21 protein-coding genes and 1 tRNA gene are annotated in these 18,780 nt (G+C 59.2%); 9 read left to right on the forward strand and 13 right to left on the reverse strand.

What is annotated here, in order from left to right:
* Positions 1–51: 51 nt before the first annotated feature.
* Positions 52–180 carry a hypothetical protein gene (locus NW828_RS10640; protein WP_414356470.1) on the reverse strand — a complete coding sequence of 43 codons (129 nt, stop codon included), beginning with the start codon at positions 178–180 and terminating at the stop codon, positions 52–54.
* A gap of 97 nt (positions 181–277) precedes the next feature.
* Between NW828_RS10640 and purN the strand changes: the two genes are divergently transcribed.
* Together purN and NW828_RS10650 are read left to right on the forward strand one after the other, a co-directional pair.
* The gene (purN, locus tag NW828_RS10645; protein ID WP_414383753.1) at positions 278–940 is read left to right on the forward strand and encodes a phosphoribosylglycinamide formyltransferase; all 663 of its coding nucleotides are present in this window, start codon (positions 278–280) and stop codon (positions 938–940) included.
* Positions 941–966: 26 nt separating this feature from the next.
* Positions 967–1,770 carry a PIN domain-containing protein gene (locus NW828_RS10650; RefSeq protein ID WP_414383754.1) on the forward strand — a complete coding sequence of 268 codons (804 nt, stop codon included), beginning with the start codon at positions 967–969 and terminating at the stop codon, positions 1,768–1,770.
* Between the two features lie 454 nt (positions 1,771–2,224).
* Here the strand turns inward: NW828_RS10650 and NW828_RS10655 are convergent, their stop codons facing one another.
* The 5 genes from NW828_RS10655 to mrdA form a co-directional block, all read right to left on the reverse strand.
* Positions 2,225–3,106, reverse strand: a complete 882-nt coding sequence (locus NW828_RS10655; RefSeq protein WP_414383756.1) for a hypothetical protein — start codon at positions 3,104–3,106, stop codon at positions 2,225–2,227.
* A gap of 282 nt (positions 3,107–3,388) precedes the next feature.
* The gene (locus NW828_RS10660) at positions 3,389–4,048 is read right to left on the reverse strand and encodes a hypothetical protein (RefSeq protein WP_414383758.1); all 660 of its coding nucleotides are present in this window, start codon (positions 4,046–4,048) and stop codon (positions 3,389–3,391) included.
* Between the two features lie 25 nt (positions 4,049–4,073).
* Complete coding sequence (cobD, locus tag NW828_RS10665) at positions 4,074–5,207, reverse strand: threonine-phosphate decarboxylase CobD (protein ID WP_414383760.1); 1,134 nt, start codon at positions 5,205–5,207, stop codon at positions 4,074–4,076.
* A 35-nt stretch (positions 5,208–5,242) separates the two neighbouring features.
* Complete coding sequence (locus NW828_RS10670) at positions 5,243–5,548, reverse strand: HU family DNA-binding protein (RefSeq protein ID WP_414332065.1); 306 nt, start codon at positions 5,546–5,548, stop codon at positions 5,243–5,245.
* Between the two features lie 315 nt (positions 5,549–5,863).
* Entirely contained in the window at positions 5,864–7,843 is a 1,980-nt protein-coding gene (gene mrdA / locus NW828_RS10675; RefSeq protein ID WP_414383762.1) for a penicillin-binding protein 2, read from the reverse strand.
* 47 nt (positions 7,844–7,890) lie between these two features.
* Between mrdA and NW828_RS10680 the strand changes: the two genes are divergently transcribed.
* The gene (locus NW828_RS10680; RefSeq protein WP_414383764.1) at positions 7,891–9,159 is read left to right on the forward strand and encodes a lipopolysaccharide biosynthesis protein; all 1,269 of its coding nucleotides are present in this window, start codon (positions 7,891–7,893) and stop codon (positions 9,157–9,159) included.
* Here the strand turns inward: NW828_RS10680 and NW828_RS10685 are convergent.
* Positions 9,146–9,511, reverse strand: a complete 366-nt coding sequence (locus NW828_RS10685) for an FHA domain-containing protein (protein WP_011432528.1) — start codon at positions 9,509–9,511, stop codon at positions 9,146–9,148. The two genes, NW828_RS10680 and NW828_RS10685, sit on opposite strands and share 14 nt — an antisense overlap.
* A 128-nt stretch (positions 9,512–9,639) precedes the next feature.
* The gene (locus NW828_RS10690) at positions 9,640–10,476 is read right to left on the reverse strand and encodes an SDR family oxidoreductase (protein WP_414383766.1); all 837 of its coding nucleotides are present in this window, start codon (positions 10,474–10,476) and stop codon (positions 9,640–9,642) included.
* A gap of 117 nt (positions 10,477–10,593) precedes the next feature.
* Here NW828_RS10690 and NW828_RS10695 point away from each other — a divergent pair, with 117 nt between their 5' ends.
* Positions 10,594–11,085 (forward strand): YajQ family cyclic di-GMP-binding protein, encoded by a 492-nt coding sequence (locus tag NW828_RS10695; RefSeq protein ID WP_011432526.1) that lies wholly within the window; start codon positions 10,594–10,596, stop codon positions 11,083–11,085.
* 187 nt (positions 11,086–11,272) lie between these two features.
* On the opposite strand, the gene hemW is transcribed toward NW828_RS10695, so the two are convergent.
* On the reverse strand, positions 11,273–12,490 hold the full coding sequence (gene hemW, locus NW828_RS10700; protein WP_414383768.1) for a radical SAM family heme chaperone HemW: 1,218 nt from the start codon (positions 12,488–12,490) through the stop codon (positions 11,273–11,275).
* A gap of 68 nt (positions 12,491–12,558) precedes the next feature.
* Here hemW and hisH point away from each other — a divergent pair, with 68 nt between their 5' ends.
* From hisH to NW828_RS10715, 3 genes are read left to right on the forward strand one after another with little or no spacing between them, the layout of a single operon-like run.
* Entirely contained in the window at positions 12,559–13,215 is a 657-nt protein-coding gene (hisH, locus tag NW828_RS10705; RefSeq protein ID WP_414343416.1) for an imidazole glycerol phosphate synthase subunit HisH, read from the forward strand.
* A gap of 6 nt (positions 13,216–13,221) precedes the next feature.
* Entirely contained in the window at positions 13,222–13,695 is a 474-nt protein-coding gene (locus NW828_RS10710; RefSeq protein ID WP_414383770.1) for an EVE domain-containing protein, read from the forward strand.
* Positions 13,692–13,901 (forward strand): pentapeptide repeat-containing protein, encoded by a 210-nt coding sequence (locus tag NW828_RS10715; protein ID WP_414383772.1) that lies wholly within the window; start codon positions 13,692–13,694, stop codon positions 13,899–13,901. Before NW828_RS10710 ends, NW828_RS10715 begins: the two co-directional genes overlap by 4 nt.
* A 22-nt stretch (positions 13,902–13,923) precedes the next feature.
* Here NW828_RS10715 and surE read toward each other — a convergent pair whose 3' ends face one another.
* Positions 13,924–14,703 carry a 5'/3'-nucleotidase SurE gene (surE, locus tag NW828_RS10720; RefSeq protein ID WP_414383774.1) on the reverse strand — a complete coding sequence of 260 codons (780 nt, stop codon included), beginning with the start codon at positions 14,701–14,703 and terminating at the stop codon, positions 13,924–13,926.
* Positions 14,704–15,119: 416 nt separating this feature from the next.
* On the opposite strand from surE, the gene NW828_RS10725 reads away from it, so the two are divergent.
* Positions 15,120–15,785, forward strand: coding sequence for a Crp/Fnr family transcriptional regulator (locus NW828_RS10725; protein WP_011432518.1), 666 nt, complete (start codon positions 15,120–15,122; stop codon positions 15,783–15,785).
* 30 nt (positions 15,786–15,815) lie between these two features.
* Complete coding sequence (locus NW828_RS10730) at positions 15,816–16,733, forward strand: alpha/beta fold hydrolase (protein WP_414383776.1); 918 nt, start codon at positions 15,816–15,818, stop codon at positions 16,731–16,733.
* On the opposite strand, the gene NW828_RS10735 is transcribed toward NW828_RS10730, so the two are convergent.
* The 3 genes from NW828_RS10735 to NW828_RS10745 all read right to left on the reverse strand — a co-directional run bounded on the left by NW828_RS10735 (position 16,661) and on the right by NW828_RS10745 (position 18,679).
* Complete coding sequence (locus NW828_RS10735) at positions 16,661–17,269, reverse strand: Ycf51 family protein (RefSeq protein ID WP_414383778.1); 609 nt, start codon at positions 17,267–17,269, stop codon at positions 16,661–16,663. The two genes, NW828_RS10730 and NW828_RS10735, sit on opposite strands and share 73 nt — an antisense overlap.
* A 204-nt stretch (positions 17,270–17,473) precedes the next feature.
* Positions 17,474–17,553: transfer RNA gene (locus tag NW828_RS10740), tRNA-Leu, on the reverse strand.
* A gap of 58 nt (positions 17,554–17,611) precedes the next feature.
* Positions 17,612–18,679, reverse strand: a complete 1,068-nt coding sequence (locus NW828_RS10745) for a hypothetical protein (RefSeq protein WP_414383780.1) — start codon at positions 18,677–18,679, stop codon at positions 17,612–17,614.
* Positions 18,680–18,780: the final 101 nt, after the last annotated feature.

Consider the following 18,780-nt stretch of genomic DNA (forward strand, 5'->3'; position numbering starts at 1 on the left):
AGTAATCCGTACTGAACATATTATACATTATTTTCAGTATAGTTGAGCTTATTATTGACTAGAGTCATGCTCCTGCTGCATTTTCCGCATTTCTTGAGGCATCTCCCGCAGCTCCTCTTGGGCTTGATCCGTGCAGCGCTCGATGGCGCGGGTGCGCCTGTCAAAGCCGGCGACGGTCAAGTTTTTGGATCCCTCTCTGGATCAACCTGGCCAGAACCAGAGGGGAGGCTGTCTGGGTTTAAAATAGCGGGGCTGCAGACTTTCCCACCAAGCGCTCATGAACCTACCCAGCTTACTCTGGCCGGATCCCGACGGGATCCCAGTGCCCTCTCAACCGGGGATCCTTGGCATTTTGGCTTCCGGCAATGGCAGCAATTTCGAAGCTATTGCCCAAGCCATTGAGGCTGGGGAACTGCAGGCCCAGATTGCTGTGGTCATCACCAACAACCCCAAAGCCTACGTGCGGCAGCGGGCCCAAAAGCGAGGGATCCCTTGCGTCTTGCTCGACCACCGAGACTACCCCCGTCGCGAAGATCTGGACGCCGCCATTGTCCAGGTGCTCTGGCAGCATCACGTGGAATGGGTGATCATGGCCGGGTGGATGCGCCTGGTTACCCAGGTGTTGTTGTCTGCCTACCCGGATCGCGTCTTGAACCTGCATCCCAGCCTGCTGCCCAGTTTCAAGGGCCTGCGTGCCGTTGAACAAGCTCTGAAGTGCGGCGTGAAAATTGCCGGCTGCACCGTTCATCGGGTCACCCTGGAAATGGACAGTGGCCCCATCGTGGCCCAAGCAGCCGTGCCGGTTCTGCCCGAAGATACTGTGGAATCCCTTTACCGGCGCATCCAGGCCCAGGAGCACCGCCTCTACCCGCTGGCCATCCGCCTCTGCCTGGCAGAGGGATCCCTGCTACCCAAGTCTTCGGGGAAGCTGCACAATTGAGGTTAAGTCCAACGCTGGCGCATCCCATGGCCGAGATCCCGCCTCTCCTCGTCTTCGATAGCCCGGTGATCCTGGCCAGTCGTCTGGCTCTATGGCAAGAGTGGGCTCGATTTGGGGTGTGTGTGCTGCCGCAGGCAGTGATGGCCGAGCTAGAACGCCTGAGCCGGCAGGCCATTGATCCCCAGGAAGAATCGACAGCCCGCGAGTTTTTGCGCCACTGGCCCAGCCTGGGGTTTGCCGTCTCAGAAGCCCGTGCCTTGGTGGGTGGCGCCGGTGCCGGCGATCAGTCCATGAGGGTACGCTTGGAAGAAGCGATTGCCGAATGCGCCTATGCCCTGGCCCAGCAGCAGCCGGGAACGCTGGTGGTTTTGGTCAGCAATGACCGGCCTTTGGTGGGGCGAATTCAGGGTCTGGGTCTAAACAACCTCTGTGCCATCTCTCTGGCAGAGCTGAACCGGTGGATGCGTCAGCAGCAGCGCCCTCAGGCTGTGGTTATGGCTTTGAATCGGTTACCAGGGCCACCCATTCCTGCCGCCCAGTTGACGTCCTCTACCCTCGCTCCACCTGCCCGTCCCTTGAGTTCCTCTCCAACTTCTGGAAAGCTACCTGCCCAGGCGCGGCAGCAGTCTGGAGCTGCTCAGGTGGGGCCGAGCACAGCCCGCCTCTGGCCCTTTTTGAAAAGCCTACAGAATGCCCTTGCGTTGTTGCTGGCCCTGGTTTTCCTCTCGGCAACCGGGTTGCTGGCCTGGCGCCTGCTCGATCCAGAAGGAAGTGAAGGGATCTGGCAGCGGCTACCTCTCTCTCGGATCCCTTGGATTCGGGATCTATAGCCAGTTATTCCGAACCAACTTAAGACCCTTTCCGGTCTTCAGCCGGCCGCAGTCATTTTATAGTCGTTTCAGTTATTTCAGGTTAGGGTGAGACTCCTGGGCTGCTGATCGCGCCAGCGGGACGGAGTCCTTGAAAAGCCCTCTGGCCCTGTGCATTTAACGTTTGTTTTAGTGTTGTTTTAGGTGTGAGTGCAGTGTCCTAGTTGGAATGAAACGACCGTAATGAGGAATGAAACTGTTCCGTCGCATTGCCTGGGGGTGGTCGCGGAAGCGGCGTGGAAGGCTTGGGCGGCACCGCTGAGCAGCTGGGAAGCGTCTTAACCTAACTTGAAATGACTACAATGGGATCGACTCCAGCTCTTCTCCCAAGATGGGATCCCTGAAATACAAAGTTTGCTGCCAACCAGGATGAATTGGGTTTTGGCGCAGGTCAGCAGTGACGGGATGGCCAAAGTTACTGCTCAGCAATTGTAACGTTAAAGCCCTTATTTTTCAGGGTTTCCGCATGATAGCGGGCATACTCCAGTTGCTTAAATGCTGCCAACTGCACAAACTTCTGGCCATTCACATCTTTGACAAAGGCCCCATGGGAGACTTGTCGAGCGCGTGCCAAGCTCTCTGCCCCTGAGTAGGTGGTGAGCACTAAGAAGGTTCCCTCGCCGCGGTTCGGCCCCAGAGAGTCTACGCTGTTGTCGCTTAGGGGCACCACGTTCTGGGATCCCGCAGAAGTAGGCGATGAAGGTTGGGACGGGCGCTCCAGGCTGGCTGCCAACTGCTCCACCGTTTGCAAGCTGGGGGGAGAGGGTTCCTTGGAAGCCAAGGCCAAGTCGGTCTGCAGGCTGTCCAGCAGGTTAGGAACGCCTTGAAGAGGATCCACCTGTACGTCCTTCAAGTCCGGGGTGGCCGTCAAGCCCAGCGCCAGCCGATCCGGATCCAAGCCACCGGAATAGAACTCCTCTCCCACCTGCCCTTCCACCGGTTCCAGTGGGATCAAGGGCAACTGGGCCAGATCCACCTGGGCAGGGATCCCTTCTTCCGCCCTGCTGGCAGCACTTTGGGGCAGGGACAGTTCTTCCGGCCAGATCAGCCAGCGCACCCCAAAGCCGATCCCCGCGCAGGAGAGCACCCACAGCAGCAAGACCCAGAGGGGCGAAAAGGCCCCGGAGGGCCGCGGCATCTCTTCCTCTTCCAAGTCTTCCACCACCTCTTGAATGAGCACAGGTGAAGGGCGCTGTACAGAGCTGGTATTCCCAAGCTGACCTGCTCGTGGGGGCGGGACAGAGTCCATGCGCTGCAAACGCTGCCAGAGGCGGAATCGCTCCAGTTCTTTCAGCACATCCAAATGCAGATGGCTCAGCGCCTCCTGAAGAGCAAGTTGAGGAACTGGATGTGAATGGGACTGCTGTGCCGGAGACAGGGGTTGGGTAGGGTCTGGGGGAAGCGGAGAAGGACTCATAGACAGCCCACACTCAACTTGATGTAAAGTCGGAGAGCAAACAATGCCGATCCACTGTTACAGCCGGAAACAGCCTAACAGGAGAACCCACCTTGGGAACAAGGATTGCCAGCGCCCCATACCTTGCCATAAACCACCATGCCACAGGGCTATGGCAGTCTTCTAGGGCTTTGCCTCCAGATAGAGGGCACGCACATCTGTCGGTAGGTTCTGAAGCAAGATCTGGCGGGCAGAGGCAACGATGGCATCCACATCTTCTGGAGCAAGGTAGTATCCGTCAGCCTTGAGTTGGTCGGCAATGCGAACCGGTGACCAGCCAAACCGATCCCGCAGCAGCAGAATGAAGCGCAGATCTCCCGGCAGGGTATCCAAACCGGCGGTCAAATAACAGGCCAGTGCCGGTGAAAGAGAGGACTTTGCCCCGCCTCTGGTGGAGTTGAGGCCGTGAGAAGCTTGAGGGTGGGTGGGGATCCCATCCAAGGATTGGATCAGCTCACGGGTTTGCTCCGCCAGCCAGGGTCGCAGCACAGGATCCCCTTCGCCAGCCGCTTCTTCCACAAGGCTGTGGACATCTAGGCGCTGTAGGCGCAGGTAAAGCCGCAACCAAACCTGCTCTCGATAGGCAGCCCACTGCTCGGGCGGCAGATGTTCGGCAAGGATCCCGTCCACCCACTGGCAGTAGCGGCAAAACAGGCCGATGAAGTAGCGGGCCACCTCCGGCTGCCGTTGAAAGGCCCGCAGCAACTCCAGATCGCTGTAATGGGCCACCCCCCGCACGATAGGGGCGTTGCATTCCGGCCAAAAGGCGGTAGCTTCGGGCATGAGAATTTCTCCCGCAGAAAAATCCCTAGCTATTCTCCAGGATCTCCCGGCAGGCGGATAACAACTGCTCCTGCTCCGGCAGGGTGCGCAGGCCAATGCGCAGGTAGCGATCTCCCAGCTCGGGAAAACTCAGGCAATCCCGCACCAGAATCCGGTGCCGCTGCAGCAGCGCCCGCTGAGTTTGCGTGGCAGAGCCAGGGCAGCGCACCAACACAAAATTGGCTTGACCAGGCCAGGGATCCCAGCCGGGCAGTGCTTGCAAACCCCTGAACAAATGCTCTCGGGCCACGGGTAGCCAGGCCAAGGTGCGCCGGCGGAAGTCCTCATCGGCCAAAGCTGCCGCCACTGCCACTCCCGCCAATCCGTTGACGCTCCAGGGATCCCGCCACTGCCGCCAGCGCTGCCAGTGATCCGGGTGCCCCACCGCAAAGCCAATGCGCAAGCCGGGCAGGGTGAAAAACTTGGTGAGGGAACGGATGACGATGGTGTTGGGATGAGCCGCCAGGTAGGGGATCAAAGTTTGGCTGCGGGGCATTGCCGACGAGCTGGAGTTTGAGCTCAGGGTGGGCTCCCCCGGCAAAAAGTCCATAAAAGCCTCGTCCACCACCACCTGGTTGAACTGGGGCAGGAGAGGCAGGATATCTTGCTGCGGGATCAGCCAGCCCGTCGGGTTATGAGGGTTGTTCAGCCAGAGCACCCGGTTTCCCTTGCCTGCCACCGGAAGGGGTTCCTGCAGAAGGGTAAAACCGGCGGATCCCTGGCCGGGGAAAAAAGGCAGCGGCTTGATGGTTACCCCTGCTGCCCGCAGAGCCCGCGCATAATCCCCAAAAGCAGGCTGGGGCAGCCATACCTCCCGCCCTTGCGCATCCCGGGCTGCCCAGGTGAGCAACTCCGCCGCCCCATTGCCCACAAAAATCCACTCGGGATCGACAGCCCAATGGTTGGCCAAACAGATGCGCAAGTCCCGATAGTCGGGATCCGGGTAGCGGCTGATTACAACCGGGTCTGCTGCAGACAGCGCCTGAGTCAGAGCTTGCAAGACCGATTCCGGTGGGCCCAGCGGATTCAAGCTGGCCGAAAAATCCAGAATCTCCTGGGGAGAGCAGCCGGCGATCGCTGCTCCCCAAGCCCAATTGCCACCATGTCGAGGCTGCTCCACGCCCTACCCAGCAGCCGAGTCCCAACCCGGCGAAATTAAGATTTCCCCCCTGCTACTGCTTCGCGGAATGACTTGCCCGCCGTAAAAGTGGGGACGATGCTCTCTGGGATCACCATTTTTTGGTTGGTTTTCGGGTTGCGACCTTCCCGCTCTTTGCGCTTGCGAGCCTCAAAGGAGCCGAAGCCCACCAGGGTCACCTTCCCCTTGGGTTCACCGTTTTCATCGCGGGATGCGACCTCTTCGACGATGATCTCCAGTGCTGCCGAAATGACAGCCTCCGCTTCTTTTTTGGTTACATTGGCGCGATGAGCGACGGCATCAACAAGTTCTGCCTTGTTCATCCTGATCTCCTTCTGAGTTAGGCAATAGAGTTAGAGCGTTCTCCGGATCGCAGACTCGCTCTGGCGTTGCGGAGCGACCGCGGCCCAGAGAGTTCTCGGTGTGTGGGAGCGGGGCTTGCCCTGTAATGCGCCAAGGCGCCACCGGCGCGAATGGCAGGATTGTGGCAGTTGAGCTCCAAATCACTGACATATTCTACAGCTAAGTTAGGGCAGAAGCCTGCTGGGCAAGGGGTTTTAGGGGATCTTAACGCAATTTTCTGGGAGACAAGAGACTGCATATACCCAGTTGGCTCGGATCCGACAGAAAGCTAGGGCTCACGACTCGGGTCGGAAGTAGGCCCGCATCACCTCTCGAAAGATGGGAGCGGCCCGTGATCCACCCCCACCGCCGCTGTTTTCCAGAAAGACCACGACCACCAATTCGGGCCGGTCGTAGGGAGCATAGCCAACATACCAAGCGTGGGATCGCCGCGGCGGATCCTCTGCGGTGCCGGTTTTACCAGCCGTTGGGGGAAATCCTGGCCCCAGGTTGGCGTTGCCGCCAGTGCCGTAAACCACGACATCTCGCAGCCCCTGCTGCAGGATCTCCAGGGTGGCAGGGGAAAGACCTACCTTTTGGCGCAGCGGCACAGGGCTTTCCGGGATCACCTGGTGCGAGAGCAAGGGGCGCACCCGCCAGCCCCCATTGGCCACTGCCGCCGTTACCACCGCCATTTGCAGCGGCGTAGCGGTAATAAATCCCTGGCCGACGGACATGTTGACCGTGTCGCCCACATACCAGGGCTCGCGCCAGTGGCGCTGCTTCCACTCAGCATCCGGCACCAGACCCGCGGCTTCCCCTTTGAGGCCAATTCCGGTCAGTTGTCCCAACCCAAAGCGGCGCGACCATTCTTGCAAAGGGGCAGCCTTGGTGCCGAGGGCGATTTGGTAGAAAAAGGTGTCGCTGCTGTAGGCCATCGCCTGCCGGTAGTTCAGCCGCCCGAAGCCGGCCCGGTTCCAGTCCCAAAAGCGCCACCCTCCCACCTGGATGTAGGGGCCGGTCTGCAGCACCGTATTCGGGGGAAAGGCTCCCGACTCAATCCCGGCAGCGGTGGTGATGATTTTGTAGGTGCTGGCGGGGGGATAGGGCCGCAGGCCGCGGTTGAGGAAGGGAAAATCCTGCTGCTGCAGGCTCTCCCACTGGGCTTGGGTGATGCGGCTGGAAAAGAGGTTGGGATCAAAGGTGGGATAGCTGGCCATGGCCAGGATCGACCCATCGCGGGGATCCATGGCGATCACCGCTCCTTTTTGCTGGCCGAGGGCTCGCTCTGCCGCCTGCTGCAGCCGCACATCCAAAGTGAGCTGCAGGGTGTTGCCCGGTTGGGGCGCTTGTTCCCCCAGCACCCGCAGCACCTCTCCCATGGCGTCCACCTCCACCTGTCGCCCGCCCCATTGGCCGCGCAGATGGTTCTCGAACAATTCCTCCACTCCCATCAGGCCAACGATATCCCCCAGGCGATAGCTAGGGTCGGCCCGCAGTTGCTCTAGGGGGATCTCGCCGGTGTAGCCCAGCAGGTGAGCGGCCAAGTCGCCGTGGGGATAAAACCGCACCGTCTCCGCTTCCACCATCACTCCCGGCAGCTCGCGGCTCATCTCCTCCAGTTGAATGACCACCTGGGGGCTGGCGTTGCGCAGGATGCGCACGGGAAACGGGGAACGATATCCGGCCTGTTCCAGTTTCTGGGCGATCTCCTCGGGGGCCATGTTCAAGTATTCTGCCAACTTGGGGATCATCTCCTGCCAGCGCTGCCGCGACTGCACCAGAGGCCAGAGGAAGACCGAGTGGGACAATTGGCTGCCCGCCAGCAATACACCGTTGCGATCCACAATGCGCCCGCGTTCTGGCGGCTGGGGCAACAGGCGAATGCGGTTGGTATCGGCCAGCTGGCGGTAATACTGGGTGCGCGCTAGCTGCAGGTAGGCCAGACGGGATCCCAGCCCTCCGAACAGCAGCAGACTGGTCAGCAAGAGCAAGACAACGGCCCGATAGCCCTGCCCCACCGTTTTGGCCGATGCGGATCCCAGCCAGCGAGGGCTACCGCCGTCCGGCAGGGGTGGGGGAAGTACCCGGCGGGGGGCAGGCGGTCTGGAATGGGGGGAGAACAGGGCTTGCGGATCCCGTCCTGCCAAGGTGTGGGGGCTTCGCGCGGCGTTGCTGACGGGGTAGAGTTTGGCCATGAAATTGCCAGAAGAATTGCAACCGATACACCCAAAATCGAGAGGAGATGCCCGCTCTCGGGCAGGCAGTCTCAGCATCCATCCAGTATCCCTGGCTGCGGCAAGCCTCGTCCAGGAGTGGCAGCGTGGATAGAGCAGAACAACAACGGCTGCGCCAGGCTGCCTGGCTGATGGTGGGCAATGGCCTGCGCCTGGGGTTGTCCGGGGCCTATTTCATCCTGTTGGCCCGTCTGTTGGGGCCGGAAGCCTTCGGGGTTTTCTCTGCCATCTTGGCCTGCAGCAACCTGGCCGCCCCGTTTGGCTATTTGGGCCAATCGGAACTGCTGATCCAGCGCCTCAGCCGGCAGGGATCCCCGACTTGCACCCAGGGGGTTGGCCCCAGCTTATGGCTGGCGGGATTGGGCTGTGGGGGGATGGCGCTGGTGTTGTGGCCCCTCTTGAGCGTTTGGCTGGCCGGGACGCCAGCAGCGGTGGTGGGGGTATTGCTTTTGAGCGATCTGCTGTTCATCGCGGTGCCAGAGGTGTACAGGGGGATCCTGATCGGGAGAGAGCAGGCTGCTGGGGTAGCCCTCATCGACACGGGCATGGCGCTGGGGCGATTGGGGGCAGTATTGCTGGCGGTGGCCTTGGGCTGGGGATCCCTGGTGCAATGGGCTGTTCTGTACGGCCTGATGGTGTTGGTCGTGCTGCTGCTGATCGCGAGGGGGATGGGGCGGTGGAGCGAGCCTTCTCCCCCCTTGGCCCTGAGCTGGCGAGATCTGCGGGAACGGCTGATAGCGGGCTGGGACTTTGCGGTGGGGCTGGCCGCGGTGAAAACCTTCACCGATTTGGATAAGCTGCTCTTGCCCCGTTTGGCCTCAGCAGCGGCGGGGGGTCTTTACAGCGCTGCCTATCGGGTGATCAACTTCTCGCAAACGCCGATGATCGCCCTGCTCACCAGCCATTTTGCCGAGCTGTGCCGCCAAGGGCAGAAGGGCCTTCCGCAAGGCTGGCGCTACGCCTGGCAGCTTTTCCCTTGGGTGGTGGGCTACGGCAGTTTGGCTGCTCTGGGGCTGGCCCTGGGATCCTACGGAATCCCCTGGGTGCTGGGATCGGCTTACCGGGAAACGGCCCTCATCCTGCGTTGGCTCAGCCCGGTCATTTTGCTAGAGGGGATCCACCTTTTGCTATCTCACCTGCTCACTGGAGCAGGGTTGCAAAAGCCCCGCAGCCGTCTGCAACTGATGGCTCTGGGGCTGAATGGGCTTTTGAATGCGGTTTGGATCCCAAGGTGGGGTTGGCAGGGGGCGGCCCTAGCGACCTTGCTGTCGGAGATGGCCTTGGTGCTGGCTTTGCTGCTGTTGATTGGGGGGCGATTGCACGCTCTGCAGAGATCTGGGCCTAGGGAGCCTTAACAATTTTGTAGGTGGCTTTGGCATCGGGGCCAAAGGTGATCACATCCCCCGACTTGAGCTGGTGGGTGGTCAATTTCTGGCCGTTGATCAACAAGCCATTGGTGCTGGGGCGACCTTCCAGATCCCCATCCAAAATGCGGTAGCAATATTCTCCCTCTCGCTCGGCGGGAATCCGCAGCAGCATGGCGTGGTAGCGGGAGGCATACTGAGAGTTGAGACAGATGTCGTTCGCCAAGTCCCGACCGATGAAGTATTTGGCGGATCCCAGCACCTGGGTACGGCGGCCATCTCGGTCTTCCACGATCAAGATGTGCTGGTGGGTACCGGAAGGAGAAGGCACAGATTCAACCATACTTCCGCTGTCAATACCAGTGTTTAACCGTACCTCAAACTATACCGAAGTTTAGCCTTCTTCCTGCTATCGCTGGGTCTGCAGAATCGCTCATCCAGCGCCCCAGAACTCTCGACCGATCCAGTGGGCTAGCGAGGAACATTCTGGAGCAATGAGCCGACCCATCCGGGGAAGAGGGTGTAAGCTCCTACCGCCCATTGGGCCATGCCCACCACCACCTCTGACTTGGACTGGCGAGCGGCATCCCAAATGGCTTCGGCAACTTCTTCCGGCTGGCTGACCCAAAAACTCTCCAGCGCCTGTTGCATTTGCTCACGGGCTTTGCCACCTGAGGTTTGGGAGTGGCCATCGGGAGAGGACGCTGGCCCCACCTCATCCAGAAAAATGGCTCGCTTGAGGAAATTGCTGCTGACGATGCCCGGATGGACGCCAATTACCTGGATCCCTTGGGGTTGCAGTTCCAGACGCAGCGCTTCTGTCAGCCCACTGACCGCGTACTTGCTGGCACAATAGGCGCTCATCTGGGGCAGGGGCATTTTGCCGCCAATGGATCCCACGTTGATGATCTGGCCTTTTTTGCGCTTCAACATGTCGGGGAGCACGGCTCGGATGGTGTGGAGGTAGCCCCAAAAGTTGACCGCCATCAAAGCCTGCCAGTGTTCCAGGGTAGTTTGCAAAAAAGGGCCACTCATGCAGATGCCGGCGTTGTTGATCAGGCAATCGATGCGGCCATAGCGTTCTAGGGTTCTCTCCACCAGGTTTTGCACCTGTTCTGGCTGCGTGACATCAGTGGGAACGGCCAAGACCTCGGCGTTGAGGCTTTGCTCTAGGTCGATGGCCGTTTGCTTCAGGGTTTCGGCAGTGCGGGCAGCCAGCGCCAATCGGTAACCCCCACGGGCAAAGGTAAAGGCAGTAGCTCTGCCGATGCCTTCAGAAGCGCCTGTAATTAAAACAACATCGGCCATCCTGCTTCTCCGCAAATCTGGACTGGGATCCTTCTACCTGTTGTAGCTTCTCCGAGAGTTAGGGATCCCTGCTTGGCTGAGGGCTTAAGATACTGAACAATAGCGAAGATAGGGTGTATGGCCTCTACCTACTCATTTGATATCGTCAGTGATTTCGATCGGCAGGAACTGGTGAACGCTGTGGATCAAGCCCGACGGGAGATCAAACAGCGCTACGACCTCAAGGATACTCAGACGGAAATTGAGCTGGAGGAGGGATCCCTGACCATCACCACCGCCAACGACATGGCCCTCAACTCCATTCGGGATCTGCTTCTTACCAAAGCGGCCAAGCGGGGTCTATCCCTGAAGATCTTCGACTTCCAACCCCCAGAGAGCGCCGGCGGCAACCGAGTGCGCCAGGTGGTTCACCTGAAAAAGGGCATTGATGCCACACTGGCCAAACAGATCGCCAAGCAAATCCGCGACAACTTTAAGAAAGTGCAGCCTGCCATTCAAGGGGATCTGGTGCGCGTTTCCGGCAAGGATAAAGACGAGCTACAGGCGGTCATTCAAATGCTTAGGCAGCAGGACTACCCGGTGGCGCTGCAATTTGTCAACTATCGATAGGGATCCTCTGGGCTTCCGTATCTTTCCCCTCAACCCCTCTTGCAAGATTAGAGATCTCAGGATCTGTGAAATGTTGGGTTTAATGGCTGCTGGAAATGGTGATGGCCTACGCTCCTCAAAGCTTGAGTTTTCGGCCAATTGGGATAGGGGGCTATGGTGAGAAATCTTGTGAAAGTAACCGTCGGAATCAAGCCAGCAAGTCTCTGAGAATCTCATTGGAAAATAGCCAGCCATCGGGCGGAATCAGCCGTAGCCGGCCTGCCTCACAACTGGCCCATCCCTTCTCAAAATAGGGATCCAGCCTCTCCAAAGCTTGCTCGACCTTTGGGTGGCCAAAACGCTCCTGTAAATGGCACAAATCCAGACCTTCCTTTAGACGCAACCCCAACATCAAAGTATCCATCCAAACTTCCTCTGGGGATGCTTCAGGAGGGAGAGGGTGGACTCCGACTTTCACCTGCTCGAAGTAGTGGTAAAGGGTTTTGGGCTGCTGAATGCGCCGTCCCCCCTCGTAGCCGACGGATCCCATGCCAAAGCCAAAGTAAGGGCGATTTTCCCAGTACACTCGGTTGTGGCGACAGGCGTAGCCGGGGCGGGCAAAATTGGAGATTTCGTAGTGGATGTAGCCCGCTTCGGTGAGCAGCTTCCGCGCCATTAGGTACATGGCAACTGTGGTTTCCTCGCTGGGCAAAGGCGCATCTCCCGGTCGGTACATCCGACCAAAGCGGGTTCCCGGTTCAATCGTCAGATCATAGACGGAGACATGGGTGGGGTTGATCTCAAGAACAGCTCGTAGAGACTGCTGCCAGTGTTCCAAAGTCTGGTAGGGCAGCCCAAAGATCAAATCCAGGTTGAAATTCTCAAAGCCCGCCGCCTGCAAGTCGGCCACGGCTTCGTAAACTTCCTCCACTCCATGCAGGCGACCACAAGCGGCCAGCAGCTCTGGCTGAAATGCCTGTACCCCTAGGCTGATGCGGTTGACCCCCAGCTCCCGGTAGCCCGCCAACTGCTCCCGCGTCAGGGTGCCGGGGTTGGCCTCTAGGGAAATCTCACAGTCAGGATGAAACGGGATCCTCTCCCTCAATTGAGTCAAGATCCGCCCCAGTTGCTCCACCGTCAGCAGAGAAGGGGTGCCACCCCCGAAAAAAATGCTGGTCAACGGTCTGGGATCCCCGGCCAGATGGCGGTAGCGGTAGGCGCCGCCGATCTCCCGGCAGAGCATTTGCACGTAAGTTTCTATCAACTCTCGGGTGCCCAAGCCCGTGGCAAAATCACAGTAGTGGCAGCGTTGCCGACAAAAAGGGATGTGCAGGTAAGCCGCCTCAGGCCAATCAACCTGGTCGCGACAGGGTTGCGGAGCAGTACCGGTCGGAGTGGGATCGTGCGAAGCAATTGCCACAGCCATGAGTCAGCTCAAACGGGTTAGAACCACTATACTGATAGACTCCTAAACTCCTCACGAGAAGGGATCCCATGGGGACTGTACGCCTGGCGGTGATCGACTATGAGGCGGGAAATCTGCATTCGGCTTGCAAAGGGCTGGAGCGGGCCGGAGCTGAGGTGCAGCTAGTAACAGAGCCAACTGGACTAGCGGCTTTTGACGGCATTGTCCTGCCCGGCGATGGGGCCTTTGACCCAGCCATGCAGCAGCTGCGGGCGCGGGGCTTTGGGAAAGCGATCCGGGAAGCTGTGGAGCGGCAACAGCCTTTTTTAGGCATTTGCCTTGGGCTGCAAGTTTTGTTCGAAAGCAGCGAAGAGGGAACAGAGCCAGGGCTGAGCATTGTGCCTGGACGGGTGCAGCGCTTTCGACCGGAGCCGGGCTTGCGTATCCCCCACATGGGCTGGAACCAGTTGCACCTTACCCAACCCCAATCGCCTCTTTGGGCAGGGATCCCGGATCAAAGCTGGGTTTACTTTGTCCACTCCTACCACGCAGTGCCCAATGACCCAAGCTGGGTGGCTGCTACCACCCAACACGGCAGCCAAACCTGTGTAGCCGCTATTGCCCGCGGCACCTTGTTTGCTACCCAATTTCACCCCGAAAAGTCGGGCCCTGTTGGCTTGCAGATGTTGCAAAACTTTGTCGAGTTTGCTGCCCGTTGCTCCCTTTTATCTGCTCCCAGAGCTTAGTGCCCCATGAACTACTGGCTGATGAAATCTGAGCCCAGCGTTTACAGCATCTGGGATCTGCAGCGGGAAGGCCAAACCCTCTGGGATGGCGTGCGCAACTACCAAGCCCGCAACTATCTGAAGGCAATGCAGCCTGGGGATCGCGCCTTTTTCTACCATTCCAACGCCGAGCCACCCGGAATTGCCGGTTTGATGGAGATCCTGGAAACCCACGTGGTGGATCCCAGCCAGTTTGATCCGACCAGCCCCTACTACGATCCCAAATCTACCCGCGAGGATCCCCGCTGGCATACGGTGCGAGTGCGGTTTGTCTCAGCCTTTGGGCGATTGATCCCTTTGGCTGAATTGCGAGACACCTTCACCCCAGAGGAGCTGGAAGTAGTACGACGGGGCACGCGACTGTCGGTCATGCCGGTTGCCGAAGGGGTGGCGAAACGATTGCTGGCGCTGACGGGAGTTTCTACGCAGTCTCCTCTATGATGGGCGAGGCCAACCTGAGTGGGGCCAGTTTGCGTGGCGCCGACCTAAGTGGGGCGGATCTAACGGGGGCGGATTTGCGAGGGGCCAATCTGTCGATGGACAACCTAAAGAGCGCTTTTCTGGAAGGGGCAATCTACAGTGCCAACACCCGCTTTCCCGCCGAGTTCGACCCAAAATTTGGAGGGGATGACATTGTTCGGCGCTGACCCCAGCTCACCGGCTTAAAATTCATGAGCCAAAAGCCGAGAGCCCCCACTGCTGCAAGCTATCGAAGGCAGCATAAGCCGTTAGATCTGGCTGCAGGGGCGTAATCGACACATAGCCCTCGGCAACTGCCCGCACATCAGAGCAGGGATCCACCTCCTCTTCCACCACCTCTCCTGCCAGCCAGTAGTAGGCCTTGCCGCGCGGATCCACCCGTTTCTCGTAGAGATCTGTGTACTTGCGCCAGGCCAGGCGGGCCAAGACCATGCCGCGTATTTCAGCCAGCGCTAGGGGGGGCACGTTGATGTTCAACAGCATCGGCTCCCCCAGGGGTTTCAGGCTCAGTTTCTCCAGTAGCTTCAGCACCACCTGGGCCGCTGGTTGAAAATCCTGATGGGTAAAACTGGCCAAGCTTACTGCCAGGCTAGGGATCCCTTCCAATAGCCCTTCCATTGCCGCCGAGACAGTGCCGGAGTAGAGCACATCCGTGCCCAGATTGGCTCCCTGATTGATGCCGGAAATCACCCAATCGGGAGGACGATCCAATAGCCCGTCCAGACCTAACTTGACACAGTCGGAAGGGGTGCCCGAACAGGCCCAGGCCTGCACTTCTGGAGGAAATCCCTCCCGCACCGGATCCACCCGCAGCGGCTTGTGCAACGTCAGGGCGTGGCCGGTGGCCGAGCGCTCCCGATCCGGACAGACCACCGTTACCTGGTGCCCCCCCAGCTGGGCCAGCGCTGCCGCCAAACACCGCACCCCTGCCGCCTGGATGCCATCGTCGTTGCTGATGAGAATATTCATCCCAGCCACCCCACACCCGCCCTTAGACATACACCAGTCTGACCCAATGATCTGCGCTGATCCCCCAGGTAGGCGAGTTCAGCGGCAGAATCTGAAAATTTACGGCTTCTTGGGGTTATTATTGGACGTAGCCTTTTGAACAATATCAGTAGGAACACAATGTCACCCTATAAGGTCAAGTGCCATTATGAAGCTAAGGTAAAGTAAACCCTGCGGTTTCCTTCCTCTTTGTATTTGCCTTCTTGTGTGTATCTTGCTGTTTCTCCATCCCCATCTTCCTAAGACTCCGTCCCGTTGACGTGTAGGTGCTCCGCACCGCCGGCGCGAACGCGGAAGCGTTGCATAGCCTACAGCCGGGTAAAGCTGGAAAGTCTGTAAAACCCATCAGGTCGCTCGAGCGACAGGAAGTTGATCTCATGTCACTTGTTTCCATCACATCGGCAACAGAGGCTCAGGAATGGCGTGAGCTTTGCCAGTGGGCCGAGGAGCACTACCGCTGTCGCACCTTTCCCAAAGACGTGCGCATTCCCACTCGTCCGGGATTGGTGTACATCACCCAAGAGGGAGTGGTGCGCCTGGTCAGCCAAACTCCAGAGCGGCGGGAGGTCTTTGTTGGGTTCATCACGGCTGGATTTCCTTTTGAGCTGAGCAACCCAGAGCGCTTTGAGTTGAAAGCCTGCACCCACGCCGATCGCACCACGGTGATGTGGTTTTACTGGCAAGACCTGGAGCAGTGGCCCTATCTGCACCAGAAGATTCAGGAAAACTTCCGCCAGCAACTGCAACGGAAGCTGCTGTGGTTGGGAAATCTGGGCCAACGGCGCGCCATCGATCGCCTCAAGGGCTTCTTGAGCCTGTTGATCGAAGAGTATGGACAGCCCTGTGAACAAGGGATGTATCTCCCCTGGCCCCTTACCCATGCCCAGATTGGGGATGCCATTGGGGCCACTCGTGTGACGGTGACTCGTCTTCTGGGATCCCTGCGTTCGAAAGGGTTTGTGCAGGTGCTGGATCAAAACTTAATTTGCATTCCCAACGGGGTAAAGCTCCAGCCCACTCCGAAGAAGGCGGCCAGCGCCTAACCCTGCTGTCTAGATGCTATCCAGAGTGTTATGCCTACAGCAGTCGGGAACTGCACTGCTGACGCGATGGGCCTGCAGCTCCACTACCGTACTTGGGGAAAAGGGATCCCCTCCCTCCCAATCTTGATGCTCCACGGCCATCCGGGCAATGCCGACTGCATGGCGGTATTTGCAGAGGCAGTGGCGGGAATGCACCCCTGTGTGGCGCCAGATCTGCGTGGCTATGGACGTTCGCAGGTGGTGGATCCCTTCGAGATGGAGGAGCACCTAGAGGACTTGGAGCGACTGCTGGATCGCCTGGGCTGGCAGGCGTGTCTGGTGCTGGGCTGGTCTTTGGGCGGGATCCTGGCCCTGGAGTTGGCTTTGCGGCTGCCGCAGCGGGTAAAGGGTTTGGTCTTGGTGGCCAGTGCAGCCTGCCCCCGCAGCAACCATCCCCCCACCGATTTTTGGGATCAGGTCAACACCGGCGTTGCCTCGCTGCTCAACTGGCTTTGGCCCGGCTGGGAATGGAACATCGAGACCTTTGGCCGTCGCTCCCTTTACCGCTACCTGATGCAGCAACAGACCCCAACGGCCTATCGGTATTTGGCGCACATGGCCTTGCCCGCCTATCTGCACACCTCCCCCCAGGCTCGCCAAGCTCTGCGCGCCGCTTTGCAACGGGGCTACAACCGCGAGGGAGATCTGCACCGAATTCGCATCCCGGTACTGCTTATGGCCGGCGAGCGGGATCGCCACATCACCGCCAACAGCAGCCTGGCCACAGCCCGCGCCCTGCCCCACTGCACCTGCATTGTCTATCCCAACGTGGCTCATCTCTTTCCCTGGGAGATCCCCGACCGGGTGGGACAGGATCTGCGCCGCTGGCTCAGCGCTCAAGACTGGGCAAGTGGGATCCCGGTGGTTGGCTCTTCCGCTCCCTCTGCAGACAAGGCGGCAGAAGCCTGACCCTGGGCCAACTTCCGCAGCCGGGCAAAGGCCTCTTCCTCTAGATGGATCTGCTGCTGCTGTTGTTCTTCTGGGGTGCGCAGGCGCTTTCCCAACGGCTGTTGCAGCGTGCCCAAGAGCAACGGCTCGGAAACTCCCGGCTCGGGATGGATGACGGTGCGGGCCCGCAAGGTGAACACCGGCGAACCGGTGGAGAAGCGGCCCGGGGATCCCAAATCGCTGGCCGCCTGCTTCAGGGTGAGGATCAGTTGCTCTGGGGTGATATCCGGGCTGACAGCAATAACCGCTCGATCCGCCCCTTGGTCATAGACGGTGGTGTAGGGGGCAGCACCGGGAATGCGGGAGCGAAAGATCGGCCCCAAGCTGAGGGCAAAACATCCCGCTGTTAAAACCAGCGCAAACGCCGTGTAGCCCACCAGCGCAAACTTCAAGGGCCAATTGCGGATCCAGGCCAGCAGGGTGAGCACAGCCAGCAAGCCTGCTAGACCTAGCCCAATTTGGGTGGCAGAGGCAAAGAAAGATAAAGTTGCATCCATGATTCCCCAGTTTAGCGGCTAGAGCTTCATCTCTAGGATGCAGGATGAGCCCGATTCTGGCTGCCCTATCTAAGGACTCCGTCCCGCTGGCACCCTGCTCCAGAAGGGCTTGGCTGGTTCTATCACCAAACCCCTGTGAGAAGAGGCAAGACGGATCAACCTACCAAACACAGAAAGCGGCGAGCCCTACAGATTTGAGGAGCATGGGCAAGGTCGGATTCGAACCGACACGGTTTCCCGCCGCATTTTGAGTGCGGTGCGTCTACCAGTTTCGCCACTCGCCCGACTTGGAACCATTATCCTACTGAACTGGCGAAACCTCGTCAACCAATCCCCCGAACTCTATCGGCGGCGGTCTTTCTCCAGTTGCTGGGCCTTTTGCCGAAGCTGGCGGGTTTGCTCCATCACCTCCTCCAGATCCTCGTGGGATAGCCGCTCGACGTAGTTAATTTTGATCTCTTCCAGCAAGTCTTGCAGGAGAGAGCGAATTTCTTCCGAAGCATGCTCCTGGCTGAGTTCCCGTGCCAAGACCTCACCAAACCGCTGCATCAGTTGCGCTGCCAGCTTGGAGCCGACGGGATCCTCGAAACTGCCCGTCAGGGTTTTGTAGGTGGTGGTGGTCAGCTCGTTGGCCAGGCGCTCCGTCAGTTGGCCAGGCAGGGATCCCAGGCCGGGAAGCTGTTCTAGAGTTTGCATGGCAGGCAACTGCTTGAGCAGGCCATCCAGGTTGTAGCGGAGCAGTTGTTGCAATTCCGGTTGCACCTGGAGCAAAACGCGGTAGAGAACAATGCGAAAAACCAGGTTGGCAATCGCCTCCAGCTCGTTGGTGTTGTTGATATCAATGTAGTCGCGCTGGGTACGCGCTGCCGGCAGCAGGGGCAGGGATCCGCGCTGAATGGATACCTGGATTTGGTTGATCACCCGCACAACAATGACTTCCGTCAGATCCTCGGCGAAGTTGGTGACAAAGCCCTGGCTCACCTGGGCGCGTACCCGCTCCAGATCCAGCAACTGCGCTTGTCCCAGCCGGATAGTGACGGGGATCACCCGCAGCCAGCGCCAAAAGGGCAGCAGCAACAGCACATCGTACCAACGCCAGAGCATGGCATCCAGCCAATTGACGCCGGTGTAGCGGCGGCTGATGGCCACCGTGCGCAGCAAAAATTCCAGCCCAAACAGAAGCACGAAGGGAAAATCCAGCACCGGGAAAAAGTCAACAGGGTTACCGCTCTCACCAATGGGGCGGAAATAGTTGGTCTCAAAGAGGGGGCGCAGCCGGGTCTGGAAAAATTCAATTCCATCTGCGGGATCGGCGCTGGCCAAGTACTCAGCAGTCCAAAAGCGGGCAAAGGCGGCTCTGGCAGAGTCGGCTTCTGGGATGTGCTCCCGCATCAAATTGAGGATACGCACAAACTGGCCAGTTTTGTTGGCGCCGTAAACTACCCGGCTCCGACCGCTAAGCGGTACGGAGCGGGCTTTCAGTAGCCCTGAGCCTGTTCTGCTCTACCAGA

It is taken from the genome of Synechococcus sp. W55.2 (assembly GCF_047461635.1).
Lineage (GTDB): Bacteria > Cyanobacteriota > Cyanobacteriia > Thermostichales > Thermostichaceae > Thermostichus.

Coding starts and splice junctions, on each gene's coding strand:
- NW828_RS10685 (WP_011432528.1), bottom strand. CDS start 9,511: ATGGTTGAATCTGTGCCTTCTCCTTCCGGTACCCACCAGCACATCTTG.
- purN (WP_414383753.1), top strand. CDS start 278: ATGAACCTACCCAGCTTACTCTGGCCGGATCCCGACGGGATCCCAGTG.
- NW828_RS10715 (WP_414383772.1), top strand. CDS start 13,692: ATGATGGGCGAGGCCAACCTGAGTGGGGCCAGTTTGCGTGGCGCCGAC.
- hisH (WP_414343416.1), top strand. CDS start 12,559: ATGGGGACTGTACGCCTGGCGGTGATCGACTATGAGGCGGGAAATCTG.
- NW828_RS10735 (WP_414383778.1), bottom strand. CDS start 17,269: ATGGATGCAACTTTATCTTTCTTTGCCTCTGCCACCCAAATTGGGCTA.
- NW828_RS10730 (WP_414383776.1), top strand. CDS start 15,816: ATGCCTACAGCAGTCGGGAACTGCACTGCTGACGCGATGGGCCTGCAG.
- NW828_RS10695 (WP_011432526.1), top strand. CDS start 10,594: ATGGCCTCTACCTACTCATTTGATATCGTCAGTGATTTCGATCGGCAG.
- hemW (WP_414383768.1), bottom strand. CDS start 12,490: ATGGCTGTGGCAATTGCTTCGCACGATCCCACTCCGACCGGTACTGCT.
- NW828_RS10670 (WP_414332065.1), bottom strand. CDS start 5,548: ATGAACAAGGCAGAACTTGTTGATGCCGTCGCTCATCGCGCCAATGTA.
- surE (WP_414383774.1), bottom strand. CDS start 14,703: ATGAATATTCTCATCAGCAACGACGATGGCATCCAGGCGGCAGGGGTG.
- NW828_RS10710 (WP_414383770.1), top strand. CDS start 13,222: ATGAACTACTGGCTGATGAAATCTGAGCCCAGCGTTTACAGCATCTGG.
- mrdA (WP_414383762.1), bottom strand. CDS start 7,843: ATGCTGAGACTGCCTGCCCGAGAGCGGGCATCTCCTCTCGATTTTGGG.
- NW828_RS10725 (WP_011432518.1), top strand. CDS start 15,120: ATGTCACTTGTTTCCATCACATCGGCAACAGAGGCTCAGGAATGGCGT.
- NW828_RS10660 (WP_414383758.1), bottom strand. CDS start 4,048: ATGCCCGAAGCTACCGCCTTTTGGCCGGAATGCAACGCCCCTATCGTG.
- NW828_RS10690 (WP_414383766.1), bottom strand. CDS start 10,476: ATGGCCGATGTTGTTTTAATTACAGGCGCTTCTGAAGGCATCGGCAGA.
- NW828_RS10650 (WP_414383754.1), top strand. CDS start 967: ATGGCCGAGATCCCGCCTCTCCTCGTCTTCGATAGCCCGGTGATCCTG.